28 protein-coding genes are annotated in these 23,921 nt (G+C 37.0%); 10 read left to right on the top strand and 18 right to left on the bottom strand.

Annotated features, from left to right (window positions below; all coding sequences use genetic code 11):
• Positions 1-4: 4 nt before the first annotated feature.
• Complete coding sequence (locus A2U94_RS22065) at positions 5-394, bottom strand: hypothetical protein (protein WP_025911327.1); 390 nt, start codon at positions 392-394, stop codon at positions 5-7.
• A gap of 186 nt (positions 395-580) precedes the next feature.
• On the opposite strand from A2U94_RS22065, the gene A2U94_RS00125 reads away from it, so the two are divergent.
• Entirely contained in the window at positions 581-2,182 is a 1,602-nt protein-coding gene (locus tag A2U94_RS00125) for a PucR family transcriptional regulator (protein ID WP_025911325.1), read from the top strand.
• Positions 2,183-2,487: 305 nt separating this feature from the next.
• On the opposite strand, the gene A2U94_RS00120 is transcribed toward A2U94_RS00125, so the two are convergent.
• Both A2U94_RS00120 and A2U94_RS00115 read right to left on the bottom strand, forming a co-directional pair.
• Positions 2,488-2,799 carry an MTH1187 family thiamine-binding protein gene (locus A2U94_RS00120; RefSeq protein ID WP_025911324.1) on the bottom strand — a complete coding sequence of 104 codons (312 nt, stop codon included), beginning with the start codon at positions 2,797-2,799 and terminating at the stop codon, positions 2,488-2,490.
• A gap of 109 nt (positions 2,800-2,908) precedes the next feature.
• Complete coding sequence (locus A2U94_RS00115) at positions 2,909-4,078, bottom strand: C40 family peptidase (RefSeq protein WP_025911321.1); 1,170 nt, start codon at positions 4,076-4,078, stop codon at positions 2,909-2,911.
• Between the two features lie 423 nt (positions 4,079-4,501).
• Between A2U94_RS00115 and A2U94_RS00110 the strand changes: the two genes are divergently transcribed.
• Positions 4,502-6,199, top strand: a complete 1,698-nt coding sequence (locus tag A2U94_RS00110; RefSeq protein ID WP_025911319.1) for a catalase — start codon at positions 4,502-4,504, stop codon at positions 6,197-6,199.
• A 61-nt stretch (positions 6,200-6,260) separates the two neighbouring features.
• On the opposite strand, the gene A2U94_RS00105 is transcribed toward A2U94_RS00110, so the two are convergent.
• Complete coding sequence (locus A2U94_RS00105) at positions 6,261-6,659, bottom strand: YfbO family protein (RefSeq protein WP_225002376.1); 399 nt, start codon at positions 6,657-6,659, stop codon at positions 6,261-6,263.
• Between the two features lie 306 nt (positions 6,660-6,965).
• Positions 6,966-8,303, bottom strand: coding sequence for a sodium-dependent transporter (locus tag A2U94_RS00100; protein ID WP_025911316.1), 1,338 nt, complete (start codon positions 8,301-8,303; stop codon positions 6,966-6,968).
• A gap of 179 nt (positions 8,304-8,482) precedes the next feature.
• On the opposite strand from A2U94_RS00100, the gene A2U94_RS00095 reads away from it, so the two are divergent.
• Complete coding sequence (locus A2U94_RS00095) at positions 8,483-8,938, top strand: hypothetical protein (protein ID WP_142925390.1); 456 nt, start codon at positions 8,483-8,485, stop codon at positions 8,936-8,938.
• A gap of 25 nt (positions 8,939-8,963) precedes the next feature.
• On the opposite strand, the gene A2U94_RS00090 is transcribed toward A2U94_RS00095, so the two are convergent.
• On the bottom strand, positions 8,964-9,389 hold the full coding sequence (locus A2U94_RS00090) for a DUF6843 domain-containing protein (RefSeq protein ID WP_025911312.1): 426 nt from the start codon (positions 9,387-9,389) through the stop codon (positions 8,964-8,966).
• A gap of 178 nt (positions 9,390-9,567) precedes the next feature.
• On the opposite strand from A2U94_RS00090, the gene A2U94_RS21410 reads away from it, so the two are divergent.
• On the top strand, positions 9,568-9,708 hold the full coding sequence (locus A2U94_RS21410; protein WP_175384183.1) for a hypothetical protein: 141 nt from the start codon (positions 9,568-9,570) through the stop codon (positions 9,706-9,708).
• A gap of 51 nt (positions 9,709-9,759) precedes the next feature.
• On the opposite strand, the gene A2U94_RS00085 is transcribed toward A2U94_RS21410, so the two are convergent.
• The 9 genes from A2U94_RS00085 to lepB form a co-directional block, all read right to left on the bottom strand.
• Positions 9,760-10,176: a DUF350 domain-containing protein gene (locus A2U94_RS00085; RefSeq protein WP_081801912.1), complete on the bottom strand. Its 417-nt coding sequence runs from the start codon at positions 10,174-10,176 to the stop codon at positions 9,760-9,762.
• The gene (locus A2U94_RS00080) at positions 10,169-11,461 is read right to left on the bottom strand and encodes a glutathionylspermidine synthase family protein (protein ID WP_035321296.1); all 1,293 of its coding nucleotides are present in this window, start codon (positions 11,459-11,461) and stop codon (positions 10,169-10,171) included. The genes A2U94_RS00085 and A2U94_RS00080 overlap by 8 nt, the downstream gene beginning before the upstream one ends.
• A gap of 2 nt (positions 11,462-11,463) precedes the next feature.
• Positions 11,464-11,760, bottom strand: coding sequence for a hypothetical protein (locus A2U94_RS00075; protein ID WP_025911357.1), 297 nt, complete (start codon positions 11,758-11,760; stop codon positions 11,464-11,466).
• Between the two features lie 12 nt (positions 11,761-11,772).
• Entirely contained in the window at positions 11,773-12,219 is a 447-nt protein-coding gene (locus tag A2U94_RS00070; RefSeq protein ID WP_035321291.1) for a hypothetical protein, read from the bottom strand.
• A 525-nt stretch (positions 12,220-12,744) separates the two neighbouring features.
• Positions 12,745-13,212, bottom strand: coding sequence for a hypothetical protein (locus A2U94_RS00065; RefSeq protein WP_025911306.1), 468 nt, complete (start codon positions 13,210-13,212; stop codon positions 12,745-12,747).
• 96 nt (positions 13,213-13,308) lie between these two features.
• Complete coding sequence (locus A2U94_RS00060) at positions 13,309-13,548, bottom strand: hypothetical protein (RefSeq protein ID WP_025911304.1); 240 nt, start codon at positions 13,546-13,548, stop codon at positions 13,309-13,311.
• 316 nt (positions 13,549-13,864) lie between these two features.
• Complete coding sequence (locus tag A2U94_RS00055) at positions 13,865-14,758, bottom strand: sulfite exporter TauE/SafE family protein (RefSeq protein ID WP_025911303.1); 894 nt, start codon at positions 14,756-14,758, stop codon at positions 13,865-13,867.
• Positions 14,759-15,001: 243 nt separating this feature from the next.
• Positions 15,002-16,105 (bottom strand): oxidoreductase, encoded by a 1,104-nt coding sequence (locus A2U94_RS00050; RefSeq protein ID WP_025911301.1) that lies wholly within the window; start codon positions 16,103-16,105, stop codon positions 15,002-15,004.
• An 82-nt stretch (positions 16,106-16,187) separates the two neighbouring features.
• Positions 16,188-16,742 (bottom strand): signal peptidase I, encoded by a 555-nt coding sequence (gene lepB / locus A2U94_RS00045; protein WP_035321281.1) that lies wholly within the window; start codon positions 16,740-16,742, stop codon positions 16,188-16,190.
• Positions 16,743-17,082: 340 nt separating this feature from the next.
• Between lepB and A2U94_RS00040 the strand changes: the two genes are divergently transcribed.
• The gene (locus A2U94_RS00040) at positions 17,083-17,745 is read left to right on the top strand and encodes a hypothetical protein (protein ID WP_025911297.1); all 663 of its coding nucleotides are present in this window, start codon (positions 17,083-17,085) and stop codon (positions 17,743-17,745) included.
• A gap of 76 nt (positions 17,746-17,821) precedes the next feature.
• Here A2U94_RS00040 and murG read toward each other — a convergent pair whose 3' ends face one another.
• Positions 17,822-18,886 (bottom strand): undecaprenyldiphospho-muramoylpentapeptide beta-N-acetylglucosaminyltransferase, encoded by a 1,065-nt coding sequence (murG, locus tag A2U94_RS00035; protein WP_025911295.1) that lies wholly within the window; start codon positions 18,884-18,886, stop codon positions 17,822-17,824.
• A gap of 161 nt (positions 18,887-19,047) precedes the next feature.
• Here murG and A2U94_RS20480 point away from each other — a divergent pair, with 161 nt between their 5' ends.
• Positions 19,048-19,410, top strand: coding sequence for a CHY zinc finger protein (locus A2U94_RS20480; RefSeq protein ID WP_076512423.1), 363 nt, complete (start codon positions 19,048-19,050; stop codon positions 19,408-19,410).
• A 337-nt stretch (positions 19,411-19,747) separates the two neighbouring features.
• Here A2U94_RS20480 and A2U94_RS00030 read toward each other — a convergent pair whose 3' ends face one another.
• A complete protein-coding gene (locus A2U94_RS00030) occupies positions 19,748-20,062 on the bottom strand; it encodes an ArsR/SmtB family transcription factor (RefSeq protein WP_025911292.1) in 315 nt (104 codons plus the stop codon).
• Between the two features lie 177 nt (positions 20,063-20,239).
• Here A2U94_RS00030 and A2U94_RS00025 point away from each other — a divergent pair, with 177 nt between their 5' ends.
• The 3 genes from A2U94_RS00025 to A2U94_RS00015 all read left to right on the top strand — a co-directional run bounded on the left by A2U94_RS00025 (position 20,240) and on the right by A2U94_RS00015 (position 22,456).
• Positions 20,240-20,533 (top strand): putative quinol monooxygenase, encoded by a 294-nt coding sequence (locus A2U94_RS00025; protein WP_025911289.1) that lies wholly within the window; start codon positions 20,240-20,242, stop codon positions 20,531-20,533.
• Between the two features lie 517 nt (positions 20,534-21,050).
• Entirely contained in the window at positions 21,051-21,341 is a 291-nt protein-coding gene (locus A2U94_RS00020; RefSeq protein ID WP_025911288.1) for a hypothetical protein, read from the top strand.
• A 431-nt stretch (positions 21,342-21,772) separates the two neighbouring features.
• Positions 21,773-22,456 (top strand): DUF4397 domain-containing protein, encoded by a 684-nt coding sequence (locus A2U94_RS00015; RefSeq protein WP_025911287.1) that lies wholly within the window; start codon positions 21,773-21,775, stop codon positions 22,454-22,456.
• A 37-nt stretch (positions 22,457-22,493) separates the two neighbouring features.
• On the opposite strand, the gene A2U94_RS00010 is transcribed toward A2U94_RS00015, so the two are convergent.
• Positions 22,494-23,060 (bottom strand): GrpB family protein, encoded by a 567-nt coding sequence (locus A2U94_RS00010; protein ID WP_025911285.1) that lies wholly within the window; start codon positions 23,058-23,060, stop codon positions 22,494-22,496.
• Between the two features lie 424 nt (positions 23,061-23,484).
• Between A2U94_RS00010 and A2U94_RS00005 the strand changes: the two genes are divergently transcribed.
• Positions 23,485-23,921, top strand: a 437-nt coding sequence (locus A2U94_RS00005) for an SH3 domain-containing protein (protein WP_156482204.1), incomplete at its 3' end; no start/stop codon positions are given.

Below are 23,921 nucleotides of genomic sequence, written 5' to 3'. Positions count from 1 at the left end.
GGAATTAGTAGCTTCGGCTTATGAGAAAAAAACTTTTTGCTATTTTTCCAACCCCAAGTTCGATTACACCTGCTGACCGAAGCGTTACAAATACTCCTCCAATGACAAATGTAAAGAAAATCACAGGAGCTGCTTCAACCATGCCTTGGGGAACAGCTTTTAGCATCCCTAGCAAACTGACAGGACTTGACTCCAATTCTGCATACGAAGTAGGGTCAATCATTTCCCTCCCATCTTCTCCTTGAACTCGATCATACGCTCCTGCTGGAACTAGATATGTAGCAATAGTCATTACACCAATGATAATGGCTAACATGAAGTAAATATGAGGAAATTCTCTTTTTTCTTTACTTCTTTTAATGAATGTTCTTTTAAAACTGGCTGCGACATCCAACCCCTCCGTATTGTTATATTTTATTACATATTATGTTATATAATATATCTTACAAAAGATTTTATCTCGATTCATTTACTTTTTATACATTTTTTTCTGAATTTTTTATTTATTTTAACCAATTTATGTTTTAAAATAGGAATATAGCAATATTTAATGTAACTTTTTATAACAAGGGGTGGGAACATGGAGTTACAAACATTATTAAGCAGTCGGCCTTATGCTAGCGCATCTGTTGTGGCCGGAAAAAATGGGTTAACAAGAACCGTCCAAAATATTAACATGATGGACGCTCCAGATATTTTAACGTTTCTAAAAGAAGGGGAGCTGCTCGTCACAACCGGCTATCACTTTAAAGAAAAAGAAGAGAACCTATTACAATTGGTTGAGGGCATGGCAAAAAAACAGTGCGCAGGTCTAGCAATAAAAACGAAGCGATTCTTCGAACAAGTACCTTCATCTATTTGCGAACTCGCAGAGAAGCTAAACTTTCCTATCATCGACTTACAAACAGACGAAGCACTTGGTTCCATTATCAACGAATCTTTAAGCTTTATTTTAGATAAAAAAACAAGCGATCTTCAACAAGCGATGATGACTCATCAACTCTTTTCCTCCTATATTCTACAAGGAAACGGTGTTGAAAAAATATTACATTCACTTCAAACGTTATGCGACGCTCCAATTGGGCTATTCGACCTTCACGGAAATTTATTGTTTCACACAGAGAAAAAAGAAGAAAAAGCATCAGCTTCTTTAGAAAAGATCGCCGTTCAGATAAATAATTATTTTCACCTTAAAGCCAGCTATGCTACGTTTTCTATCACAAAAACAAAACAAGAACTCAGCTTATTTTTAATTCCTACACATACACACAAGAGCAACTTTTTAGTTATTTATCGCAGCATGTTGCCAAACGAATCATCCTTATTAACAATTGAACAAGCAGCGAATGTACTTTCCTTTGAAATGATGCGTCAACATGCTTTAAAAGAAGCAGAGCGCCGAAAGAAAAATGAATATTTCCATCAACTAACTCATGATTACTTCAAAAATATAGATGAAGCCACTTATCACGGAAAGCAGATTGGACTTTCTCCTGACAAAAAGTACATTTGTGCTGTTGGGAAAATCCCATTACAGCATTATACATACACAGATAGCGAAATGATTTATGAGCTCATCGAGTACGAATTGTCAAAACAGCCTATTCCAAGCTTATTATTCACACAGGATAATCGCTACGTCATTTTATTTTTCCCTGATAGTTACGATAAGCATCAGTTTATCGCAAACCAGCTCATCCTTATTCAAAAGGTTGTAAAAAGACATTATAAACAAAACGTATGCTTCGGAATAGGAAACCAAAGCCAGACGCTATTAACCGTGATAGATTCGTACAAAGAGGCCATCGAAGCACTTGAAAACATTCAAATGACCGACCAAGCAGCACCTATTCAATTTTATCAACCAAAACAATTTCGAGAACTTTTAAGACTTATTCCCTCTGCAGACTTGGAAGAATATCACGAAAAAGCGCTGGAAGGACTTCTTCACTACGATCGAAAAGACCAACCTATTTTATTAGACACGTTATCTACTTACCTAAACTTAAATTGTCAAATATCAGAAACAGCCAAACAGTTATTTATTCATAGAAACACCGTTATTTATCGAATTGAAAAGTGTGAAGAAATATTAGGGAGGTCGGTTCATACACCGGAAGAAACGCTTCGACTACGAATTGCGTTTCAAATCCACACTCATTTACACTCTAACTTTATTTAAAAAACTGAGCTCTTACATCCCTGTAAGAGCTCAGTTTCAGAGTCTTTATTAATTTATTCAAAAGATTCCCTTCTAGATTATACCAATTTAACTAACTCAGATTTTTTACAGTTCCAACTACTTCAAGCGGCACTAAAATCTCTATTTTATTTCCCAAAGGAGAAAAAGCAGAACCAGCATACTCCTTTACGTTTAACGGCTCGCAACTAACAAAATTTCTGTACCATGATGAAATGCATACATACTCCTTGTTACCATCTTCTTGGTAAACAAGTAACAAAAAAACTAGCAGCTGATGGTAGCTGCTAGTTTTGATTCATTTTTAATTCAACAGCCTTTAATTTACCAGCCATTGTATGCTTTTTATCTCGTCGATCATCGATACGCAAGTTAGTACACACTCGCTCGATTCCATTTTCAAACGGAACTTCATGTAGCTCTTGAACAATTTTCAACAAAAGACCAAGCTCACCTTCAATAAGCGTATTCATGGGAGTTAACTGATACTCTACCTCCTCTTTGTATTTCTCTAACACTTTCTGAATATCCGCTACGTATTGGCTAACGCTGGGCGTTTTAGTCCCTACCGGTATAATCGTTAAATCTACAATCGCCATGTTACTTCTTCCTCCTTTTTCATGTTTATCATACCAAAAAGAAACAAAAGTCATACTTGTCTTGTTTCAATGACAAAAAAGAGGATAGTATATTATCCCCTTTTAAAACTTATAGATAACGTTTCGCACCTAAATAACGAGGCTGCCAGTATGAGTTACTCATAGAGCTAATCATAACACCTTTAGATGATGATGCATGAAGGAACTGACCTCCACCTAAGTAAATTCCTGCATGACTTGCACCCGGCTGATATGTTTCAAAGAATACAATATCTCCTGGGCTCGGTGTGCTAACACGAGTTCCTGTGCTGTAGATACCCGCAACTGTACGCGGTAAGCTAACTCCTGCAGCGTTACGATATACATAGTTTAAGAATCCACTGCAGTCAAATCCACTTGGAGAAGTCCCTCCCCATACGTATGGTGTTCCCACGAAACGTTTCCCATATGAAGTTACTTTTGAAGCACTAGAGCTTGATGGCGTACTAACGCTTGGCTTAGACGTAGTGTTGTTTGAACTTGAGCTAGAATTTAATTTGTTCATCGTAGCTGGCCCTGCAATTCCATCTGCTGACAAGCCATTTGCGCGTTGGAACGAGCGAACTGCACTTGTTGTAATTGAACCGTAGTATCCCGTTACGTTAGCAGAGAAATAACCTTTATTTTTTAATTTTTGTTGCAAGCTACTTACTGATGAACCAGACATGCCCGAACGTAATATAGATGATGTACCCGTTGAAGTAGAGCCTGAACCAGCGCTAGTTCCACCATTTTTCAGTTTATTAAGCGTAGCTGGCCCTGCAATTCCATCTACTGACAGACCATTCGCACGTTGAAAAGCCATAACTGCATTTTTCGTAATTGACCCAAAATATTGAGTAGTATTTCCCTTGAAATAACCTTTGTTTTTCAGCTGCTGTTGTAGAGATTGAACATTTGCACCTCTAGAACCAACACGTAATAAAGTGCTAGATGTGCTAGAAGAATTAGAACTACTTCCTAACAGTTTACTAAATGTATTTTTACCGGCAATTCCATCTGCAGCTAATCCGTTCGCACGCTGAAAGTTCATAACTGCGCTCTTTGTAATTGTTCCATAATAATTTGTAGTTGTACCGTATGTAAAATAACCCTTGTTTTTTAATTGTTGTTGTAATTGTTTTACATCTGAATTACTCATTCCTGGACGTAAAGTTGTATCACCTAATGCCGCTTCACTAATTGTTGGTACTACTGTTAAAGATCCACATAATGCTAAAGAATATATTAACTTTTTCATAGAAAAGGTTCCTCCATTGTCATAATCTACTAATCTAAGACGTTTACATTGTAACAACACTGTATTACAAAATAACATCACCAATATTACATTTTTGTTACAAGAACCGACATTTTTCTTCCGTTTCTATGCCTACAGAATGACATTTTCAGTACTTTATAAGTATATAAGATTATTTAATTAACTTTATTTTACATTTAAATTCCTTTTCGGAGGGTAAGATTGGTTCTAAAATCACCGTTAACATTATGTTTATATTTCAATTATTTTTTTGTATAGTTCGTCGTATTTTTACCAAAAGCTGAAACTTTTTTGTGTTTTTTTCGTTTATGCACCTTTTCAAATGAAATAGATGCATAAAATGATAAAACATGGAAAAAATAGTTTACTGTAATAACTTAAGCTGATTGGAGGAATACGTAAATGTCTAACAAAGACGGAATTCACGGTACGAACGTAAATGGCGCCGGTGATTCTGAAGATAAGCGATTTACTGAAGGTGAAGATGAACAAACATTAACAACTCGTCAAGGACACCCCATTCGTGATAACCAAAACAGTCGCACAATTGGAAATCGCGGCCCTGCTACTTTAGAGAACTATCAACTAATTGAAAAACTTGCCCATTTCGATAGGGAACGTATACCAGAACGCGTAGTTCACGCTAGAGGAACCGGTGCTCACGGATACTTTGAAACATATGGAAAACTAGGTGACGAACCTGTAGAGAATTATACGCGTGCAAAAGTTTTTTCAGGAGCAGGTAAGCAAACTCCTGTGTTTGTACGTTTTTCCACTGTTACTCATGGAAAAGATTCTCCAGAAACGATGCGTGACCCTCGAGGATTTGCAGTTAAATTTTACACAGAGGATGGAAATTGGGACTTGGTGGGAAATAACTTAAAAATCTTTTTTATTCGGGATGCAATTAAGTTCCCTGACCTTATCCACTCATTTAAACCAGATCCTGTTACAAACAGACAAGATACGGAACGAATTTTCGATTTCATTTGCCAAACGCCTGAATCAATGCACATGATTACCTTTTTATTTTCTCCATGGGGGATTCCAGCTAACTACCGTCAAATGCAGGGCTCAGGAGTTAATACATATAAGTGGGTAAATAAAAATGGGGATGCTTTTTTAGTTAAATACCACTGGGAGCCAAAACAAGGTATTAAAAATCTTACTCAGAGCGAAGCTGAAGCTATTCAGGCAAAGAACATTAGTCACGCTACGCAAGATTTATATGAGGCAATTGAAAAAGGAGATTATCCAGAATGGGAGCTTTGCATGCAAATTATGGAGGATGGCGAACACCCTGAACTGGATTTTGACCCTTTAGATGATACAAAGATTTGGCCTGAAGATCAATTTCCGTTTCTACCAGTTGGGAAAATGGTCCTTAATAAAAACCCGAATAATGTATTTGCTGAAACCGAGCAAATATCGTTTGGAACTGGCGTGTTAGTAGATGGTCTTGACTTCTCTGATGACAAAATGCTTCAAGGTAGAACGTTTTCTTACTCAGATACTCAGCGTCATCGCGTTGGTGCAAATTACTTGCAGCTGCCGATCAATGCACCAAAAAAGCATGTAGCAACAAATCAACGAGATGGCCAAATGGCTTACCATGTGGATGAGGCACCGACCCAAAACCCTCATGTTAACTATGAACCTTCGCTTTTAGGTGGCCTTAAAGAAGCAACAGATAGACCTAAACCTCATCAACCCAAAGTAGAAGGCCATCTTAAAAAAGAAAAAATTGAACGTACAAATGATTTCAAGCAAGCTGGTGAGCGCTATCGTTTACTAGAAGAATGGGAGCGTAAAGATTTGATTCAAAACCTTGTGGACGGGCTTAAGCCTTGTCACCAACATATCCAACAGCGTATGATCGAGCTTTTAACAAAGTGCGACGAAGATTATGGTCGACAAGTGGCAGCTGGCATTGGCTTTACGATGAATGATGATGGCACTTATGATATGGAAGCTGGATCCGAAATCACCCCATCATTTGGGCACTTCCCAATTGAAGGGGGTTCTCCTTTAGGAAGTAATAAGGCTTCTGATGCTGTACAAGAAGCTGAACAAAAAGGACACGATGCCCACCCTTATTAAACATATTTCAACAAAAACAGCCCCCCTACTAGCAGGGGGGCTGTTTTTGTTCGAAACGGGATTACCATTTTACAGCAAACACGCGGTAGTCATGTTTTAGCTGTGGCGCATTGTACGGTTCGCCATATAAATATCCTTCGCACACCATTGTCGGCTGTAGTGGTTCAACCCACTGTTCAACCTCTTTCGCTGTGCCATTTGTTAAAATATAAACACATTCAGAAACTGGTCCATCATTGTTAACATGATCGACTTGTAGTACTTCCACTAACACATCTTGGACACACGTTTTATTCTGAATTGACATAAGCGTACGATACGTAAGACCGGTTGGCAGCGTAGCTTTCACTCGAAAATGCAAACTATTTTCGTCAAAGAAAGACGCTAATGAGACAATTGGTAACGTCTTATTTTGTTCATACGCTTGAGATAGAATCTTGACCAGAACTTCCTCACTCAAGACGATCCCTCTTTCTAAAAAACGCTTCATCACAACACATGCGAACATTGTCTAATTATGCTCATAGGATATTATACTACCACATTTTTTAATAACGTGTACTATTTTTTTTGAAATTCAAATAGAATTTGTTACCATCTACTTCTTTCTACTCCCCACAACTCTAGCAATTATTAATAAAACAAACAGCAAAACAAATACTCCGACACCAACAAACATCTCATATAAGAAATTAACCACCTGCGTGTCCCCCCTTTTACTCATAGCAAAAAGAACGCCGTCAAAACAGCGTTCTCTCGCAACTTATCAAAGAAAGCCTAACATATTTACAAATACAATGATGATTAATACGGGAGCTACATAGCGAATGACTAGTAACCAAAGCGCAAACCACTTTTTCACATTGTTAGAACCTTGTTGAAACTCTTCAATTAAGACAGCTTTTTTCATTTTCCATGGTACAAATAAAGCTAAGAGCAAACAACCTAACGGCATTAAAATATTACTTACTAAAAAATCGGCAGCATCAAAAATTGATTTACCAAAAATCATTACGTCTGCTAGCGGTCCAAACGATAGTGCTGAAGGAATACCAACAATAAAAATTAATACTCCAGATATCCATGACAACTTAATACGTTTACCAGATTTCCCTTTTGCTAATGACGCCACAATAATCTCAAGCATAGAAAAAGCAGATGTCAATGTTGCAAATAAAAATAGCGCTAAAAACAATGTTTGGAATACTAGTCCAAAAGGAAGTTGTTCAAAAATTGTAGGTAAAACTACAAATAACAGCCCAGGTCCTTCTGCAGGCTCTCCTCCCATTGAAAAAACTGCTGGAAAAATTGCAAGGCCAGCTAATAGAGATATGACAATGTTTAAACCAGCAATAGACACTGCAGATTTCGGCAAGTTCTGTTGCTTCGTTAAATATGAGCTATACGTTACCATTACGGAAACACCCACACTTAATGAAAAGAATGCCTGACCCATCGCAAATAAAATAGCTTCAGACGTTAAGTTTGTAAAATCTGGATAAAGAAAAAACTTGACGCCTTCCATTGCGCCATCTAATGTTAAAGATCGAATAATAATAGCAATAAAAAGTACAAATAATGCAGGCATTAAAATATTGTTTGCTTTTTCAATTCCGTTTTGAATCCCTCGAGATACTACGATAATTGTCAGGAGTAAAAATACAAACTGTGCAATTACAGCGCTTGTTGGATTAGCAATTGTGTTACCAAACAATGTACTATAGTCTTTCACTCCACTGAGTCCACCTGTCACGCTGGCAAATAAGTATTGTAAAATCCAGCCGCCAACTACACTATAAAATGATAACAAAATAAAGCACGTAATTACGCCTAGGTAGCCAATTCCTTTCCAGATGGATTTGGGCGCTACAGCGTCATAAGCACGAATTGCTTCTTTTTGCGTATTACGTCCTAATACGAACTCTGCTAGTAGTAAAGGAAGACCGATAATAGCTGTAAACAGAATAAATAGAAGAAAGAACGCTCCTCCCCCACTTGTACCTGCTACATAAGGAAGCTTCCAAATAGCTCCAATTCCGATAGCGGAACCAGCCGAAGCTAAAATAAAGCCAATTTTTGATGTCCATTGTTCCTGTTGACTCATCTCATCTCACCATTCTCTATATTTTTTCTGATTTGTCATACTATATCACACAACTTTGGTTCCGAAAAGGTTTTTTATTGTTTTCCTGTAAAAGCTATGGTATGAATAATATAGAGAGTAAACGTTTAAAGTAAAAATACTCTTTACTTTTTCTAAAAGCTTTACAATTTGAGGTACAAATGATGACAAATCAACAAGAAAACAAAAAAGAATGCTTATATAAGTTTCATGATTTTATTTTAGTTCAATGTCCAAGCTGTCAACTTTGTGCTCGTATAACTTCAGTTAGCCATATCAATGGGTTACATCAGTGTGAATGCTCAAACTGCGGTTATGATGATAGTGCTTCACATAAAATGGAAATTTCTTTTGAATTTAAAGAAGGATTCGATCCCTTTTTCAACTTGCCTTTGTATTTAAAAACATCTTGTCCAAATCATTTGCTATGGGCATATAATTTAGAACACTTACAATACATTGAATCCTATGTTAAAGTCGGCCACCCAAGGCATATTCCCGAGCCCGATTTGTTCCATGTTTATGTTCCTAGCTGGGTTACAAGCAGCGAAGATCAAAAAGAAGCGCTAGCTAAAATTGAACAGCTCAAATTTAGTGTTTTTCATTCCGAAAAGTAGCCAGCACTCATAGCTGACTACTTTTTTAGTTTGATTTATATTCCCTTCTGTAATCACCTGCTTTGTCAAATTCATCTGCGCTTCCTACAAAGAAAAACTCAATTGTATGATTGGTATTTTCTGTCCCTTCCGTTGCGCCATGAATCATTTTTCCTGGTTTTAACTCTTTTCTATCGCCACCGTCGCTTACATAGTAATATTTATTCGTAGCCCATCCTTCATGCGTCAGTAACGTTTTTGTTCGACTTCTGCCGTTTTGGTCAATATGAAAAACTGTATATTCCCCTTCCATTTCCGTAGGTTGCCCGTTATCTTTATCATATTCAACCGCCACCCAACCTCTATATCCATCGGGAATTAAATAGAGGCTTGGCCTAGCTGTTTCATTTGAACGACTGCAACTTATTAATAGCATAATTGTAAAGCTTAACAACAAAAATCTCTTTTTCATTCATTCACCCTCTTTAATTTATTCAGTATAAAAGGCTGTATTTAGTGTTTGTTTTGAATATAAAACTATGCGAACGAACACGAGAAAAATATATGCTGAATGATAATTTCTACAGAGAATTATTTTTATTATTTTTTCACATAATAAAAGTAAGACTTTTAATTGTGGAGGAAAGCACATGGGCTATTTGTTTTTATTTATTTTGCTGTTTGTGATTCCTTTTTATATGCAGCAACGAATTGTTCAAGCCGATCGAGCTCGTACAAAAGAGCTTCTTGATGCTGAGCAATCCAAAGTACCAAAAAGCGATTCCCCTTAATCAAGGAATCGCCTTTTGTCTATCGTTCATTCTTTAACATTTCAGCTAACGTTAATAAGTTAAGCTTCCCGCAACAATAAAGCCAACAGCAATCGCAGCAGCAAACAGCGTAAAACCAACGGCAATATTACCTTCTTCAACTTTCTTTGCCAAGTTTGTTTTAGGTGTCATAACGTATTCAATAATCCAATAAGCAATCACCTGTGTTACAATTCCCACTATGCCCCAAACAGCTGCATCAACTAAGTTAAAGCTATTGCTCCAAACCGTGTAAATAACAATTGCAAGACCAATTCCTTTTCCCCATAACTTAAGTGCCACGGCAAGGTTTCCTTTTCGAATAAGTTCACGGTCATTAAACTTTGTTGTTAATTCAAATACGATAATTCCAAGAAATAACAAAAGTAAACCTACAACTACGTGAGCTAGAAAGCTACCAATACTTCCCCATTCAATCCATTCAGTCAACGCCATTTTTTTCATCCTCACTTTCATTTTTTAATCCAATTGGCAAATAATAAGATGCATTATCAGTAATTTGATTTCCCGCTCGAATACCAACTGCACTCGGCCTTCCATTTAGTAAAAAGCAACCATACATAATATGGGCTGTTTGTTTTCCTTTCTCTGTGACAATTTCTGCTATGTCAAGTTCTAAGAATTGTTGATAAACAGGCACTTCATCTTCATACGTTTTTTGTGCGTCCTCAGCCACTTTTTTACCTGAACCTTCATATATTTCAACCGTATCACCTTCTCGACCAAACGAAGGCTTTTTTACATAAGGCTTTTGACTTTTTATAAAAACATCTTCTTCTAAATATGTAGGTAAGAAATAAGTATAAATCCATTCATGCTCTTCTTTTGTAAAAAACGGATGCTTCTGCTCATACAGGCCCCAAATCACAACTTGAATTGCTTTTGATTGCAATAAAAAAGCAGATGGCGGATTGATAATTGCGAGTTGTTTATCTTTGACAAGCTTTAAAAGCATCTCACCAACGCCTTCATCTGTAACTGGATCTCTATCGTTCACTAAGTGTTCAATGGGATACGTTTGTCGATAAAGAACGTCAATTTTCTGCCCGGTCGTATCATATAGTCCTGACTCTAAAATAAGCTCTCCTTGTTCATGTATTGGCTTATCTACAATTCTAAGCTTATCTAACGGTTCATACCTTGCTTTTACATTGGCTTGTTCCATTAAATACATTGTTGTCCATTTGTCTTCTTCATGGTCACCATGGGATGAAAAAACAATATGCGGATACGTCGTCTTCCCAAGCTTTTCATAAGCTTTGAAAATGGCTTCTTTTAATACACGAGATAAATGTTCTTCTTCTTTTTGATTAGGATCATGTAAACCAAACTGCTTGCAAACACGACGATTCACGTGGAATAATTCTTTAATGAAGGTAGGAGTGTCCGCATTTAACTCCATCACTTTGATACCAGATTCGTTAACGATGAAATCAATTCGAGAAATCACAGTTTCTACCTCCATGGTCTGAAGCCGAATATAAGGTAAAACTTCTTTTGGAAATCCTAATGATTGCAACGTTTCGTCGTCAAGCGCTCGTAAAAGATGAGCTGTTTTAAAAAATACATGCCCCACTCGATCTGCAGCGGTTTTAACCTGCTTAATTTTTTCTGCCTTTTCGACTTTTATATCGTATAAAGCGTACTCTTCATCGTATAAATCATGCCAAAACGAGTCGATATTTTCATAGAATTGTTTGCGTATATCGGTCATGTTTATCCCCCAAAACCACCTTTAGTCCCTGATCCAATTCCAGATTTATAAGATTTATAGGATGAGTCACTTGTTAAGGATTTTTTAGAGCTATATGTTTTTCCATTATGATAGTAGTGGCCTCCACCAGTTGTACTTGATGAGCTATCACAATAATATGTTTGAGTATCTTCATCCCAATCCCAGTCTCTACAGCTGTCATCATCCGGTTCAGGAGGGCGATTCGACCCGCAGCCAACGAGTGAAGTAACCATTACAGTGGTTAAAACGCCAGCCATCATTTTTTTTGTTTTTGACATCTTTCTTCCTCCTCAATACTTAACTCCTGTTTCGGTGACATATAGTACATATACTTTTCGGTCTTCATCAATTTCTGCTGAGTCCCGCTCCCATTCTCGACCGTTGAAATAACTATAAACAGTGCCTAAATATGAGAGCACTTCAAGGTGATTGGAGAGGGACTTGATTGTAAGCAACGGGTGATTACGATACGAATTCAGTTCTCGAATTTCAAGCGTTAAATATTCGCTATCACTTTCCTTCTCCTCTTTAGGAGCATGCTCATATTCATCAACGTAGATTACATGAATATCATCTTCAAAAGCAGACGAACGCTGCTTATAGGTAACACCTTCTTTTACGAAAAATTCACATTCCCTCCGAGCAAGCACTTGTTCTAGTTCAATAGACTCATAATGATAAATAGAAGTATATGTTTCATTTAATTTCAATAGACGGTATTCCAACAAACTCTCCATCTTTTTTCACCTCCGTTTGTGACGATTGTGTGACATTACACCATTATATACGCGACGCAAACATGAAAGTTTCAAATTTTTAACAATATTTTCTCAAAAAAATCGATTCAGCTGTCTGAATCGACTAGATATCATTGATTTTAATATGATCATTTCATATGAGCCTTGTACTAATAATGTAATAACTTAATAACCTACAGCACCTACCTAATAATAACAAATTCTGTAATAAAAAAAAGTACAAAACTTACTATTGCGATAAGAAGCCCTCTCTCAATCTATACAAAATCTCGTTAAGAATTTTGTCAAACTAGTACATGTAACTTACAAAAAAGAAACTCGGACGTAACTACATGGTTCCTTTTCACAGACGAATCATGACTGTTCTAACATTGTTTTCACAACGAACAAAAAACCTGAACGATTAAAAGTGAGAAACTCTCAATCGTTCAGGTTTATCATTGGCTGAATTACTTATGTCCCAGCCTCAAATCATTGACTGAAACACTTATGCCCCAGCCCCTTTTACTCTTTGCTACCTCTCGATATTAGTTCAAAACCTCCGCTAAAAGGGTCAAAAGCATACTTTAACACTTGCTCTCCACGCGCAACTGTAAGTAAATATTGTCTCTTTTGAGAATTCTGAGGACCATTTGCTTCATACACTTTATCACCTTCCATAAATTGAGATAGAAGAAGCTGTTCTCGCTGGGCGAGTATATCTTTTGCCTCTTCGTAACTATATAATGGAAGGTTGTTTGTATAAATAACTGGGACAAATACTAACACAATAATGGCTGCTGTAAAGAACCCTTGTCGAGCTACTCGCATCATTCGGTTCGGTCGCTTTGATAATAAAATAGCAGCTGCTATTACAGCTATAAGCGGGACAATATAAAATTCTACCAATGGGATATTGGCAAATACGGATCGATTAATTCCTAAAACAATAATTTCGATTGCTGCTACAAGAACTAGAATAAAATAAACCACAAACTTCTTTCACACCTTTATATTCCAATGAAGATTATATAATCTTCATTCGGTCATTTTTATCCTTATTGTACCATAGCACTACTAAATTAAGCATTATCTGATAAATGAAATTCGATCACTAGGTTGTAAAACTTCTACATGTTCTTCTACGCTCTCTGGGTATTTAATTCCTTGTCCTGTATTTAAGCAAACTATGTGCTCCGTTCCTTTTAGCCACCCACTCGCTTTTAGTTGTCTCACCGCAGCAAAGGTCGCTGCCCCTCTAGCTTTAGATGCATCATATTTCTTTTGACATTTTGGACAAGATAACGATTCTACATAGCTAAACGGCATATCAATAGCTCCTTTCTTTTATAAGGCAATATATACATGAAGGTGGGACATAACAAAACAAGTTTTCAAAAAGAAGAACAACTCCTTTTCTCATCTCTTTACGTTGTCAGAATACGTTTGTTCGATTGCGCTGCGGGATCTCAGTTTTCCCTCTCTTTCCCGCAGGAGCTAAGTGTCTTACGCTCCATTCCACCCTGTTTCCAAAATCTTTTTCACAATCAACAAAAAACCTGAACGATTAAAAGTGAGGAGCCCTCAACCGTTTAGGTTTATCATTGGCTGAATTACTTATGTCCCAGCCTCACTCTTTAATTATTTACCACTTTATTTGCAAGGTTTCCCGCTTCTTTTTTTCTTTTTGACCTCTTCTTAACGCTAACGTGATGGAAGCAGCCCAAACAATTAAAATAAACGCATAGATAGCTGTTTGCATAGGAGTAGAAACAGAGCTAGACATTAAAAGAGTTCGTGCATTAGTCAAAATAATAAAGCCACCTACCAACGCCCCTAATAAATGGGCTGGAATAATTCGTACAAGCCAAGCTGCGATTGGCGCTGCAATAATTCCACCAATCATTAAAGCAGCTACCCACATCCAGTTCACTTGTTCCCAACCAAGCGAAATTAAGAATCCTAAAGTAGCTGAAACCGCAATAGCAAACTCACTCGTGTCTACTGTACCAATAACTTTACGAGCACTCAATCCACGTTTTGTTAATAAAACTGGGGTAGCAATTGGTCCCCATCCTCCTCCCCCCGTAGCATCAGCGAATCCCGCTATTAACCCCAAAGGAATTGATTGTTTTGCAGATAATGGCTTTGCTTCCCTTTCCTCACTCACTTTAAAAATAAATAAAAACCGAATTAAAACGTAAACCCCTAATAGCAGTAAAAATGTAGAGATATAAGGCTTTACCATATCACCTGGTATGTTACTTAAAAAACACGCTCCAACAAACGCTCCAATTGACCCTGGAATTACTAAGCGTAATACGGTTGTCTTATCAACATTTCCAAATCTAATATGGGAAGCTCCTGATGCAGCAGTCGTTACGACCTCCGCTAAATGAACGGATGCAGATGCAACAGCAGGTGCAATTCCAAATGTGAGTAATAGCGTGGTTGATGTAACTCCGTAAGCCATTCCTAACGATCCATCAATTAATTGAGCGAAAAATCCGATAATTGCAAACGTAAGTAGTTTTTTCATTTTTTTATTTCCTTACCCTTTCATGATGATAAATTGTTTTCTTTTATAGTTAAAGTCCTTTTTGTATTTGGGTAACAAAAAAAGACTCCTAACCTATTGTTAGAAGCCTTCGGTTTTTCCGATCAGCCCACTCATTGCTAGCTACAGTATATTCAGCTTTTATGAGATGGTTTCATTTTAATTCAAACTATTCCTAGAAGTCAACTATGTTTTTTGAAAATCATAAATAATGATTTCTCTTTTTTAAAGTTCCTCCAATAAATCTTCAACCTCATTACTATCTAATTTTTGATAAGCTTCAACTTCTTCTAATTCAGGAATCTTTCCATAGAATGGCTCTTCGCTTCTTCTTACTTTTTCCACCCAGTAAGGATCTAGATTTAAAGCTTGTTGAATCGTTACCATTGATAACTTTCCTCTAATTGCCTCCTCCACTTGTAAAGGTGTAAATAAATTTCCTCCGCTAATAATGGGAATGCGCTGATTTACACGTTTAATAATCGCTGGCACAACCTCAGCCTCACCCTCTTTATGAGGCGTTGTTTTAGCATGAAAAGATTTGACTTCTAAATGAACATAGTCAACTTTTTCTTCAATTAACTGATCAATCCATACCATGGTATCATCTACCTTATTGCCTCCATATCCCTTTTCCTCCGGAGTCATCGCATAACCAAGTAAAAAGGGTCTATTAGTAGTATTTTTAATAACTTTGGAGACCGTGCGAATAACTTGAATTGAAAAAGATAGGCGATTTTCAGCTGTTCCTCCAAAAGTATCTTTACGATGATTTGCTTGCTTTGAAGTAAACTGCTGTAAAAGATGCCCGCTTCCTCCTTCAATTTCAACCCCATCAAAGCCAGCTTGAATAGCACGCTCGGTTGCACGAGCAAATGCGTGTAACGTATGATCTATTTGAGGTTCATTCAGTTCTTTTGGTTTTTTTCCTTTTCTACGAACCGCCACCCTGCTAGGAGCAACTGCTTTGTCCCCAACTTTTAAATACTCAGCTGACAAAGCTCCACCATGAGAGATGCGTAAAATCGTTTTAACCTTCATTCTTTTTGCCATGGCTGTAAATTCATGGAGTTTTCTTGCTACATAATCTCTATGAATCCCTAATTGACCATCCATTGTCTTTCCGCCTTCTTCTATATAAGCGGGGCCTACTATCACCATGCTAACATCCTTGATTCGCTCTCGATAAAAAGCCATATCTTTATCAGACAACTCTCCATTTTCATGAGAACTCTGCGTAAATAAAGGCCCCATAACAAGGCGATTTTTCATTTCCATTCCGTGGACAAATTTAAAATGTTTAAATAATTTTTCATATGAGGCGTTCAAAGGTTTCACACCCTTTTTTCTTTTAGCTTGGCTTTTATTTCAATCCTTTATGACGATTTATCACATAAAAAAGGAACGTTATTTAGTAAACGTTCCTTACGTCCTGAATGGGGTAGAAAACAAATTCTGCCTTTCCTACTACATCATTGATGTTAACATTCCCTAATCCATTTCGACTATCTTTGCTATATAATCGATTATCACCCATTACAAATATTGAGTCTGAAGGGACCTTAATCGGGCCAAAATCTCCGGTTAACTGCATTTGTAAGTATCGAGCCGCTTGTAAATTACGCTCTAAATACGGTTCTTTTACTTTCTTATCATTAATATATAGTTCATCATCTTTCATTTCAATTTTCTCTCCAGGTAACCCAACTACTCGTTTTACATAATGCTTAGCTTCTCCGTTTCCATCAACAATGATAATATCTCCACGTTGCAAATCATGGATAGCGTAAGACAATTTGTTAACAAACAATCGTTCCCCATTTTCTAGCGTCGGGTTCATCGAAGCTCCTTGGACTATATATGGGCCAAATATAAAAGTACGAATAATATATATAAGTGCAATTATGCAGACTAAGGACTTAAACAGACTTCTCAGCTGATCACTTGTCGTCTTTTCAGTAGCCATGTTTTGAACTCCTTTATTGAAACATTCATTTGTTTTATTATTTTCTTCTTTACACATTTATTCTCATTACATAGTAGAAAGACTAACTTACATAGTAAAAAAATAACCCCTAATTTAACATTAGAGGTTTCCATTACGCAAGTTACGTCTTTACCCCTCTTATTATATCATCATGAAGCTAATAGAGACTAGCTTTTACATATTCTTTATCAAATTGTCATTTTTTTATCATACTTCATCATATTGCCTAATGAGGTGATAAGTAAAGAATAATGCATAATTTACTCTATCTGTTAAAAGCTAACCAATAACAAACAATCAGATGAAAGGAGTAATCGACATGAGAAAAATCATCCTTCTCTTAACAACATTAATGCTGTTTTTCACCTGTACCTCTACCTCATGGGCTGCTGAAGAACCACGCTTTCAGTATCGCTATAACTATACCGAGTTAAGAGAGTTTTTACATATAAATAGTAAAGAATTTAAAAAAGAATGGAAAAGTGGCACGACGATTGCTCAAATGGCCGAAAAACGAAATATTAATGAGCAGGAACTTCTTTTATTTTTAGCGGATAAGCAATTTTCTCAGCTTGATCGGGCTCTTCAAAAAGGGGAAATTGATAAAGATTTTTATCATAACTATTCCATGACGTTAATGCGCGATAATATCTTGTCCTTTATTCATGCCAATGATCACAAATCTACCGCTAAGAGAATAGATAAACCCATTAAAACGTTAGCAGGAAAAACAGCACATTGGCGTGGCAAAGTAGAATTTCTAAAAGAAGAAGGCGAAGTTAAAAGCTATACCACCGTGCAACCTATTCAAAAAGAAAATGCCGAACAGCTTCTTTCTGTTGATACGGTATTAAGTAATAACCTTAAAGCTTATGACGTAAAAGACAGCAGCCAAGTAACAGAAGACATTACGTTTGCCATGATTGAAGTAACATGGGAAAAAGAAGGCAAAAAGCAAAAAGAAACGATTGTTGTAAAGTAAACTCATCAACTTTCCCATAAAAAAAATCAGCTCCTTATTATAGCAGCTGATTTTTTTGGTACTTAAATTACATGCTTTAAATTTGATTTATCTCTTTCACTAACACAGAAATAGCGTCTGTTTTTGTCGCTTCACGCATTGTACGCTTCATTTCACTTGCTTGTTTTTGAAGAAGCTCTAATTCTTGTAAAAATGTTTCTTTTGTAATCTGCTCTTCTTCTAAAACGGTACAGTAACCTTTCTTTTGAAAGGCTTTTGCATTCAGGATTTGATCTCCTCTGCTTTGCGCTTTAGATAAAGGAATAATCATCATTGGCTTATGAAGAGCTAAAAATTCGAAAATAGCATTAGATCCTCCGCGCGTAATGACGTAATCAGTCGCTGCTAACACGTCAGGTAGCTCTTCGTTCACGTACTCTAACTGGCGATAGCTCGGCAAGTTCACTAAGCTCTCATCAACGTTGCCTTTTCCACACAGGTGTACAATTTGGAACTTTCTTTGAAGTTCTGGAAGCGATTCACGAACAACTTCATTAATTTTTCGCGCACCTAAGCTTCCACCCATGATTGTAAGAATTGGCTTTTTATCATAAAAGCGGAGCCAGCTTTGACCGTTGTTTGCTTTTCCGTGAAATAATTCTCGACGAATCGGCGAACCCACAACCTGCACTTTTTCTTTCGGAAAATAAGCAGCTGCTTCGTCAAATGATGTGAAAATTTTTGTTGCAAAACGCTGAGCGATTTTATTTGCCAGTCCCGGAGTTAAATCACTCTCATGAATAAATACTGGAATATTAAGCGACTTCGCTGCCATAATGACAGGTACCGTTACAAATCCACCTTTAGAAAACACAAGCGAAGGTTTAAGCTTTTTTAACACTCGCCTTGCGTCTCCTACACCTTTAACTACTCGAAAGACGTCTTTTACATTTTCCATATCCACGTATCGACGAAGTTTCCCACTCGAAATCGCATAATACGGAATATCTAAGTTTGTAATTAATTCTTTTTCAATCCCATTATGAGAGCCTACATAGTGAATATCCCACTTCTCTTGATCTAACTCTTTCATAATAGCAATATTGGGAGTAACGTGGCCAGCTGTTCCCCCGCCAGTAAATACAATTACGTTCTTACTCATCTTATTTCCTCTCTTTACACTGCATTTCACGCATTTTTAATTTTCTATTCATTGAAAGATTCTTTTCCTTTGCCTTTATATAAATGATAAAGGCTTAACGCATTTATTATAACACCTTCTATGTATATATACTGTTTAAAATCCAAACGATGCTCAATTTCATGATACAATTATCATGTTTAGCTTTCAAAAAGGATGTGATTCTCATTAAGAACGTTAAAGGAAAAACAATCGACCAAGAAACGCGTTGCGTTCATTATCATTCCGCTAAAGATATTATTTCAATAAAATTTTATTGCTGTGAAGACTACTATCCTTGCCATCGCTGTCATGAAGAAACAGCAGATCACTCAGCTAAAGTTTGGCCTCAAAAGCTGTTTAATACAAAAGCTATCCTCTGTGGTGCATGTCATAATGAGCTAAGCGTTACTGAGTACTTATCTTGTAAATCACGATGCCCACACTGCCAAGCTGCTTTCAATCCAGGATGTAACTTGCATATTCACCTCTATTTTGAGGTCTAAGTGCTTCATTCATTAAGAAGAGTTTGGGACATAACAAAATGATTGCTTCTAAGAGACGAACACTAGCTGTTCCCATCTCTTTGGTTTGTCTCCACACGTTCGTTCCATTGCGCTACGGCCACTCGCTTTCCGCGGGGAGGAACCTGAGCTTCCTCGCTGCGCTGCGGGATCTCAGTTTTCCCTCTCTTTCCCGCAGGAGTCGAGTGTCCTACGCTCCATTCCACCCTGTTTCCAACATTGTTTTCACAATCAACCAAAAAACCTGAACGATTAAAAGTTATGAACTCTCAATCGTTCAGGTTTATCATCGGCTGAATTACTTATGTCCCAGCCTCTTTTATAGTAACTCTTCGTTAACGTTAACTACTGCTGAGAGCAAACCTGGAAATAGCTCCTCTAGATCTTCTATTCGCAGTGAGTAAAAGTGCTGTGTTCCTTCAATTCTAACCTTGATAACTCCTGCTTCGCGCAGTACCTTAAAATGGTGGGATAGCGTTGATTTTGATACATTAAGCGTCTGATAATAAGAACAGTGACTCTCCTTTCTTTTCCCTAAACATTGTACAATACGCAAGCGATTTGGATCACTCAAAGCATGTAAGATAGACGTTAAACGAATTTCAGATTTGGATGGTTGATATGGATTTCTCATACGTAAAAGGTATCACATTCTCATACCTCTTTTCAATGTTTGATAATCTCCGAACTTTAATGCTTGCATGGCCACTTTTCAAGTGATATAGTGTTCATTGTTCGATGGTTTTCGAACTAATAAGACTAACGTTTTAAATACGACTAAAAAACCTTTTCATTTTAGGAGGAAATAAATATGATTACCATTCAAGCTTATATGAAAATTAATCCTGCAAAGCGCGATGCTTTTTTAGAAGCTATTCAAACATTAATTAAACATTCTACTGAAGAGGATGGAAACGTGAGCTATCAATTATTTGAAGACGCATTTGAAAAAAATTCATTTGTAATGCTTGAACAGTGGAAAGATGAGGCTTCTATTCAAGCTCATAATCAATCTGCTCACTTTGTATCGTTCGTTCAGTTTGCTAAAGATGGTGTGTTAGTAGCTCCTTTAGAAGCAAAAACTTCATTTTCTAAGCCCGAATAATTCAAAGCACTTTGAAAGTATGAGTCCAGCCAAGTTAATGGATACGCAACTGGTCACAAACAGTAAGTTCTATTTATAAAACGATCTATTATCCTGAGGTTCGCGCCATGTTAGAAAAGCATGGATTTCAGTTCAATGTAAAAGAGTTTGGGACATAACAAAATGATTGCTTCTAAAAGACGAACACTAGCTGTTCCAATCTTTTTGGTTTGTCAGAACACGTTCGTTCCATTGCGCTACGGCCACTCGCTTTCCGCGGGGAGGAACCTGAGCTTGCGGGATCTCAGTTTTCCTTCTGTTTCCCGCAGGAGTCGAGTATCCTACGCTCCATTCCACCCTGTTTCCAACATTGTTTTCACAATCAACAAAAAACCTAAACGATTAAAAGTGAGAAACTCTCAATCATTCAGGTTTATCATTGGCTGAATTACTTATGTCCCAGCCTCTTTTTCCTTTCTTTTTCCAAGTTCTATGCCTATAATAGTCATAGTCAATTATTAAGAAGGTGATTAGCGGTATGATTATTTTAAACGTAATACAAGTGGGAACGTTTCTTTTACTATTCGTTGCTTTTTTATGCTTATTCTGGACAATTAGACGCCCTAAACCTTGGAAAGGAATTGCACTACTTGCGAGTTTTTTCGTTTGTTCTGCTCCTTTGCTTTATGCTCTATACGATGAATCCAAACATAACTATTTAGATGCAAATATTGGGCTGGGATTAGCCTATATCTTCACTTGGGGATTAACTACGTTGCTTGCAGTTATTGCTCTATTCCGCACATTTTTCTTACGCCCTTATCGCTAAAAGGGCCCCCTAACAAAATGAGTTTGGGACATAACAAAATGATTGCTTCTAAAAGACGAACACTAGCTGTTCCCATCTCTTTGGTTTGTCTCAACACATTCGTTCCATTGCGCTACGGCCACTCGCTTTCCGCGGGGAGGAATCTGAGCTTCCTCGCTGCGCTGCGGGATCTCACGTTTTCCTCTATTTCCCGCAGGAGTCGAGTGTCCTACGCTCCATTCCACCCTGTTTCCAACATTGTTTTCACAATCAACAAAAAAAACTGAACGATTAAAAGTTATGAACTCTCAATCGTTCAGGTATAGTAGAGGCTGAACTACTTATGTCTCAGTCTCATTTTTTCGTATAGTTGCTTTTAATTTGTATACGCTAATAGTTGAACAGTTTCCTTACATACAACTGTCTCAAGATGAAATGAGGAGTGAAAGAACATGAAACGACTATTAGTTATACTTACGGCGATTATGCTGATTGCCATAAGCCGCACACTTGTATTTGCTTCTGAAACAAAAGCGCCTAACGAAGCAGTTCCTGCAAAGAATGCTGATGTTCGCATCGTACATGCTTCTCCAGATGCGCCTGCAGTTGATATCTTCTTAGATACAAAACCCGTTGTTGAAGGTGTTAAATTTAAAGATACTACGGATTTTTTACAAGTACCTGCTGGATCACATGAAGTAGAAGTTTATGCAACTGGTACAAAAGGAACAAAAGAGCCCGTAGTAAAAGCAACGCTTGTTGTAGAAGGTGGAAAGTCTTACACGATTGCTGCTATTAACAAAGTAGATATGTTAGAACTAAAAGCAATCTCCAACAATACGGTAGGAACGCCTGATAAAGCAAAAGTTCGTGTTGCTCACTTTTCACCTGATGCTCCAGCTGTTAACGTTGGACCAAAAGGAGCCGCTCCACTGTTTACAAATTTAGCATTCAAAACAGTATCCGACTACCAGACTCTTGCTCCTGGTGCTTATGATTTAAGCGTAACAACCGAAGATGGCAAAGAAATACTTGGACTTCCAGGTACTAAAGTAGAAAATGGTAAGAATTATACGGTTTTAGCCGTGAATACTGCAAGCCAACTTGAAACAATTATCTTAGAAGATACAAAGTAACGCTTAAAAAACCAGCGCGTTTTTGCGCTGGCTTTTTCTATTTTATATCTGTTGATTGCAAAGTTTTAGAAGAAACATACGCTTGAATATAAGCCTGTTTTTCTTCCATATATCGCTCATAATTATTCCAGTATGAAGATGCAAGTTTGTTTTTAAGGTCTATATACCCTTCCTGTAGCCTTTCACTTTTCTTAAGTTCATCTTGAAACGCTAAGCAGCCATCCCAAAAGGCTGAATCAACGGCCGTTACGTACAGATGAGCGTGTTGAATATGAGTTGGTATTGCACAGTAGGAGTCATTTTCCTTTATATATTTTGGATAATGCGACAAAGAAGCCTCATCTTTTAGAGCAATAAATATATTCATTTCTTCTATATAAACATATGGGCCATTTTGCAATATCTCAATAACTGACGTTAAGTCCTCAGAACGTTGAATACCTATTAATACATCGATAATTGGAGAAGCCGACATATTAGGGATAGCTGTACTTCCAATATGCTTAACTTCAATTGAAAAGTCTTTAAGCATTGAGGTTACCTTTTCTTTTTCAAATGCATAAAGAACCGGCCATTTTGTTTCATAATTCACAAGTTCAACCAATGATCTCCACCTCTCTTTAGCTTTCTTTATAATTTACCACTAAATTAATTAAAAATAAATAATTTTCTAATAATTATTTTTATACAATTTCCTCTTTCAAAAATTTTATGAAAATTGACCATTTCATTCTGAGCAATGTGGACTAAATTATTAATAAATACTCCATTTACTTGTTAATATTCCCTTATATATGCTTCTTTTTTTTATGAATTAAAAGTTAACGCTAAAGCACTCTCCCTTTTTATCTTCCATTTGTTTAGGACAAATTCATTATACCGTCACCGTTCGACATGTAGTATGATGGATAATGTAGGTAACTTAAGAGAAATATAGTTTTACCTTGAATTTTTGGTTAAGTTGCCGATATATGCTTTGAAATCCATTTTATCTTTAAGTAAATTTAGTAGAATGCAAGGAGGAAAAGATGAATAATAAACACATGATGTATGCAGTTTGTACAACTGCTGCTCTGAGCTCTTCGGCTCTTTTTTTTAATTTAGAAGCTGAAGCCGCTCAACCAGCGACTGTTAATGCCACATCATTAAACGTGCGGGCAATTCCAAGCACAAGTGAGGCAATCGTTGGCAAGCTGTATAAAGGAAACACAATTAATGTATTAACAGAACAACAAGGATGGGCAAAAATCCAACTTAATGGCAAAGACGCTTGGATATCAAGTGAATACATAGAGAAAAAAACATCACCCACAAATGTTGTTTCAAAACAAGCGACCGTGAACGCTAGCTCTTTAAACGTTCGCTCTGCCGCTAGCACTTCAGCTTCCATCGTTACCAACTTGCCGCGCAATGCCAAAGTCACCGTGATTAAAGAAAACGGAGACTGGTCGCAGATTAAAACGAG

The sequence above is a fragment of the Bacillus sp. VT 712 genome (assembly GCF_001614195.1).
GTDB lineage: Bacteria > Bacillota > Bacilli > Bacillales > Bacillaceae_H > Priestia > Priestia flexa.
This window is presented reverse-complemented; position numbering and strand designations above follow the sequence as displayed.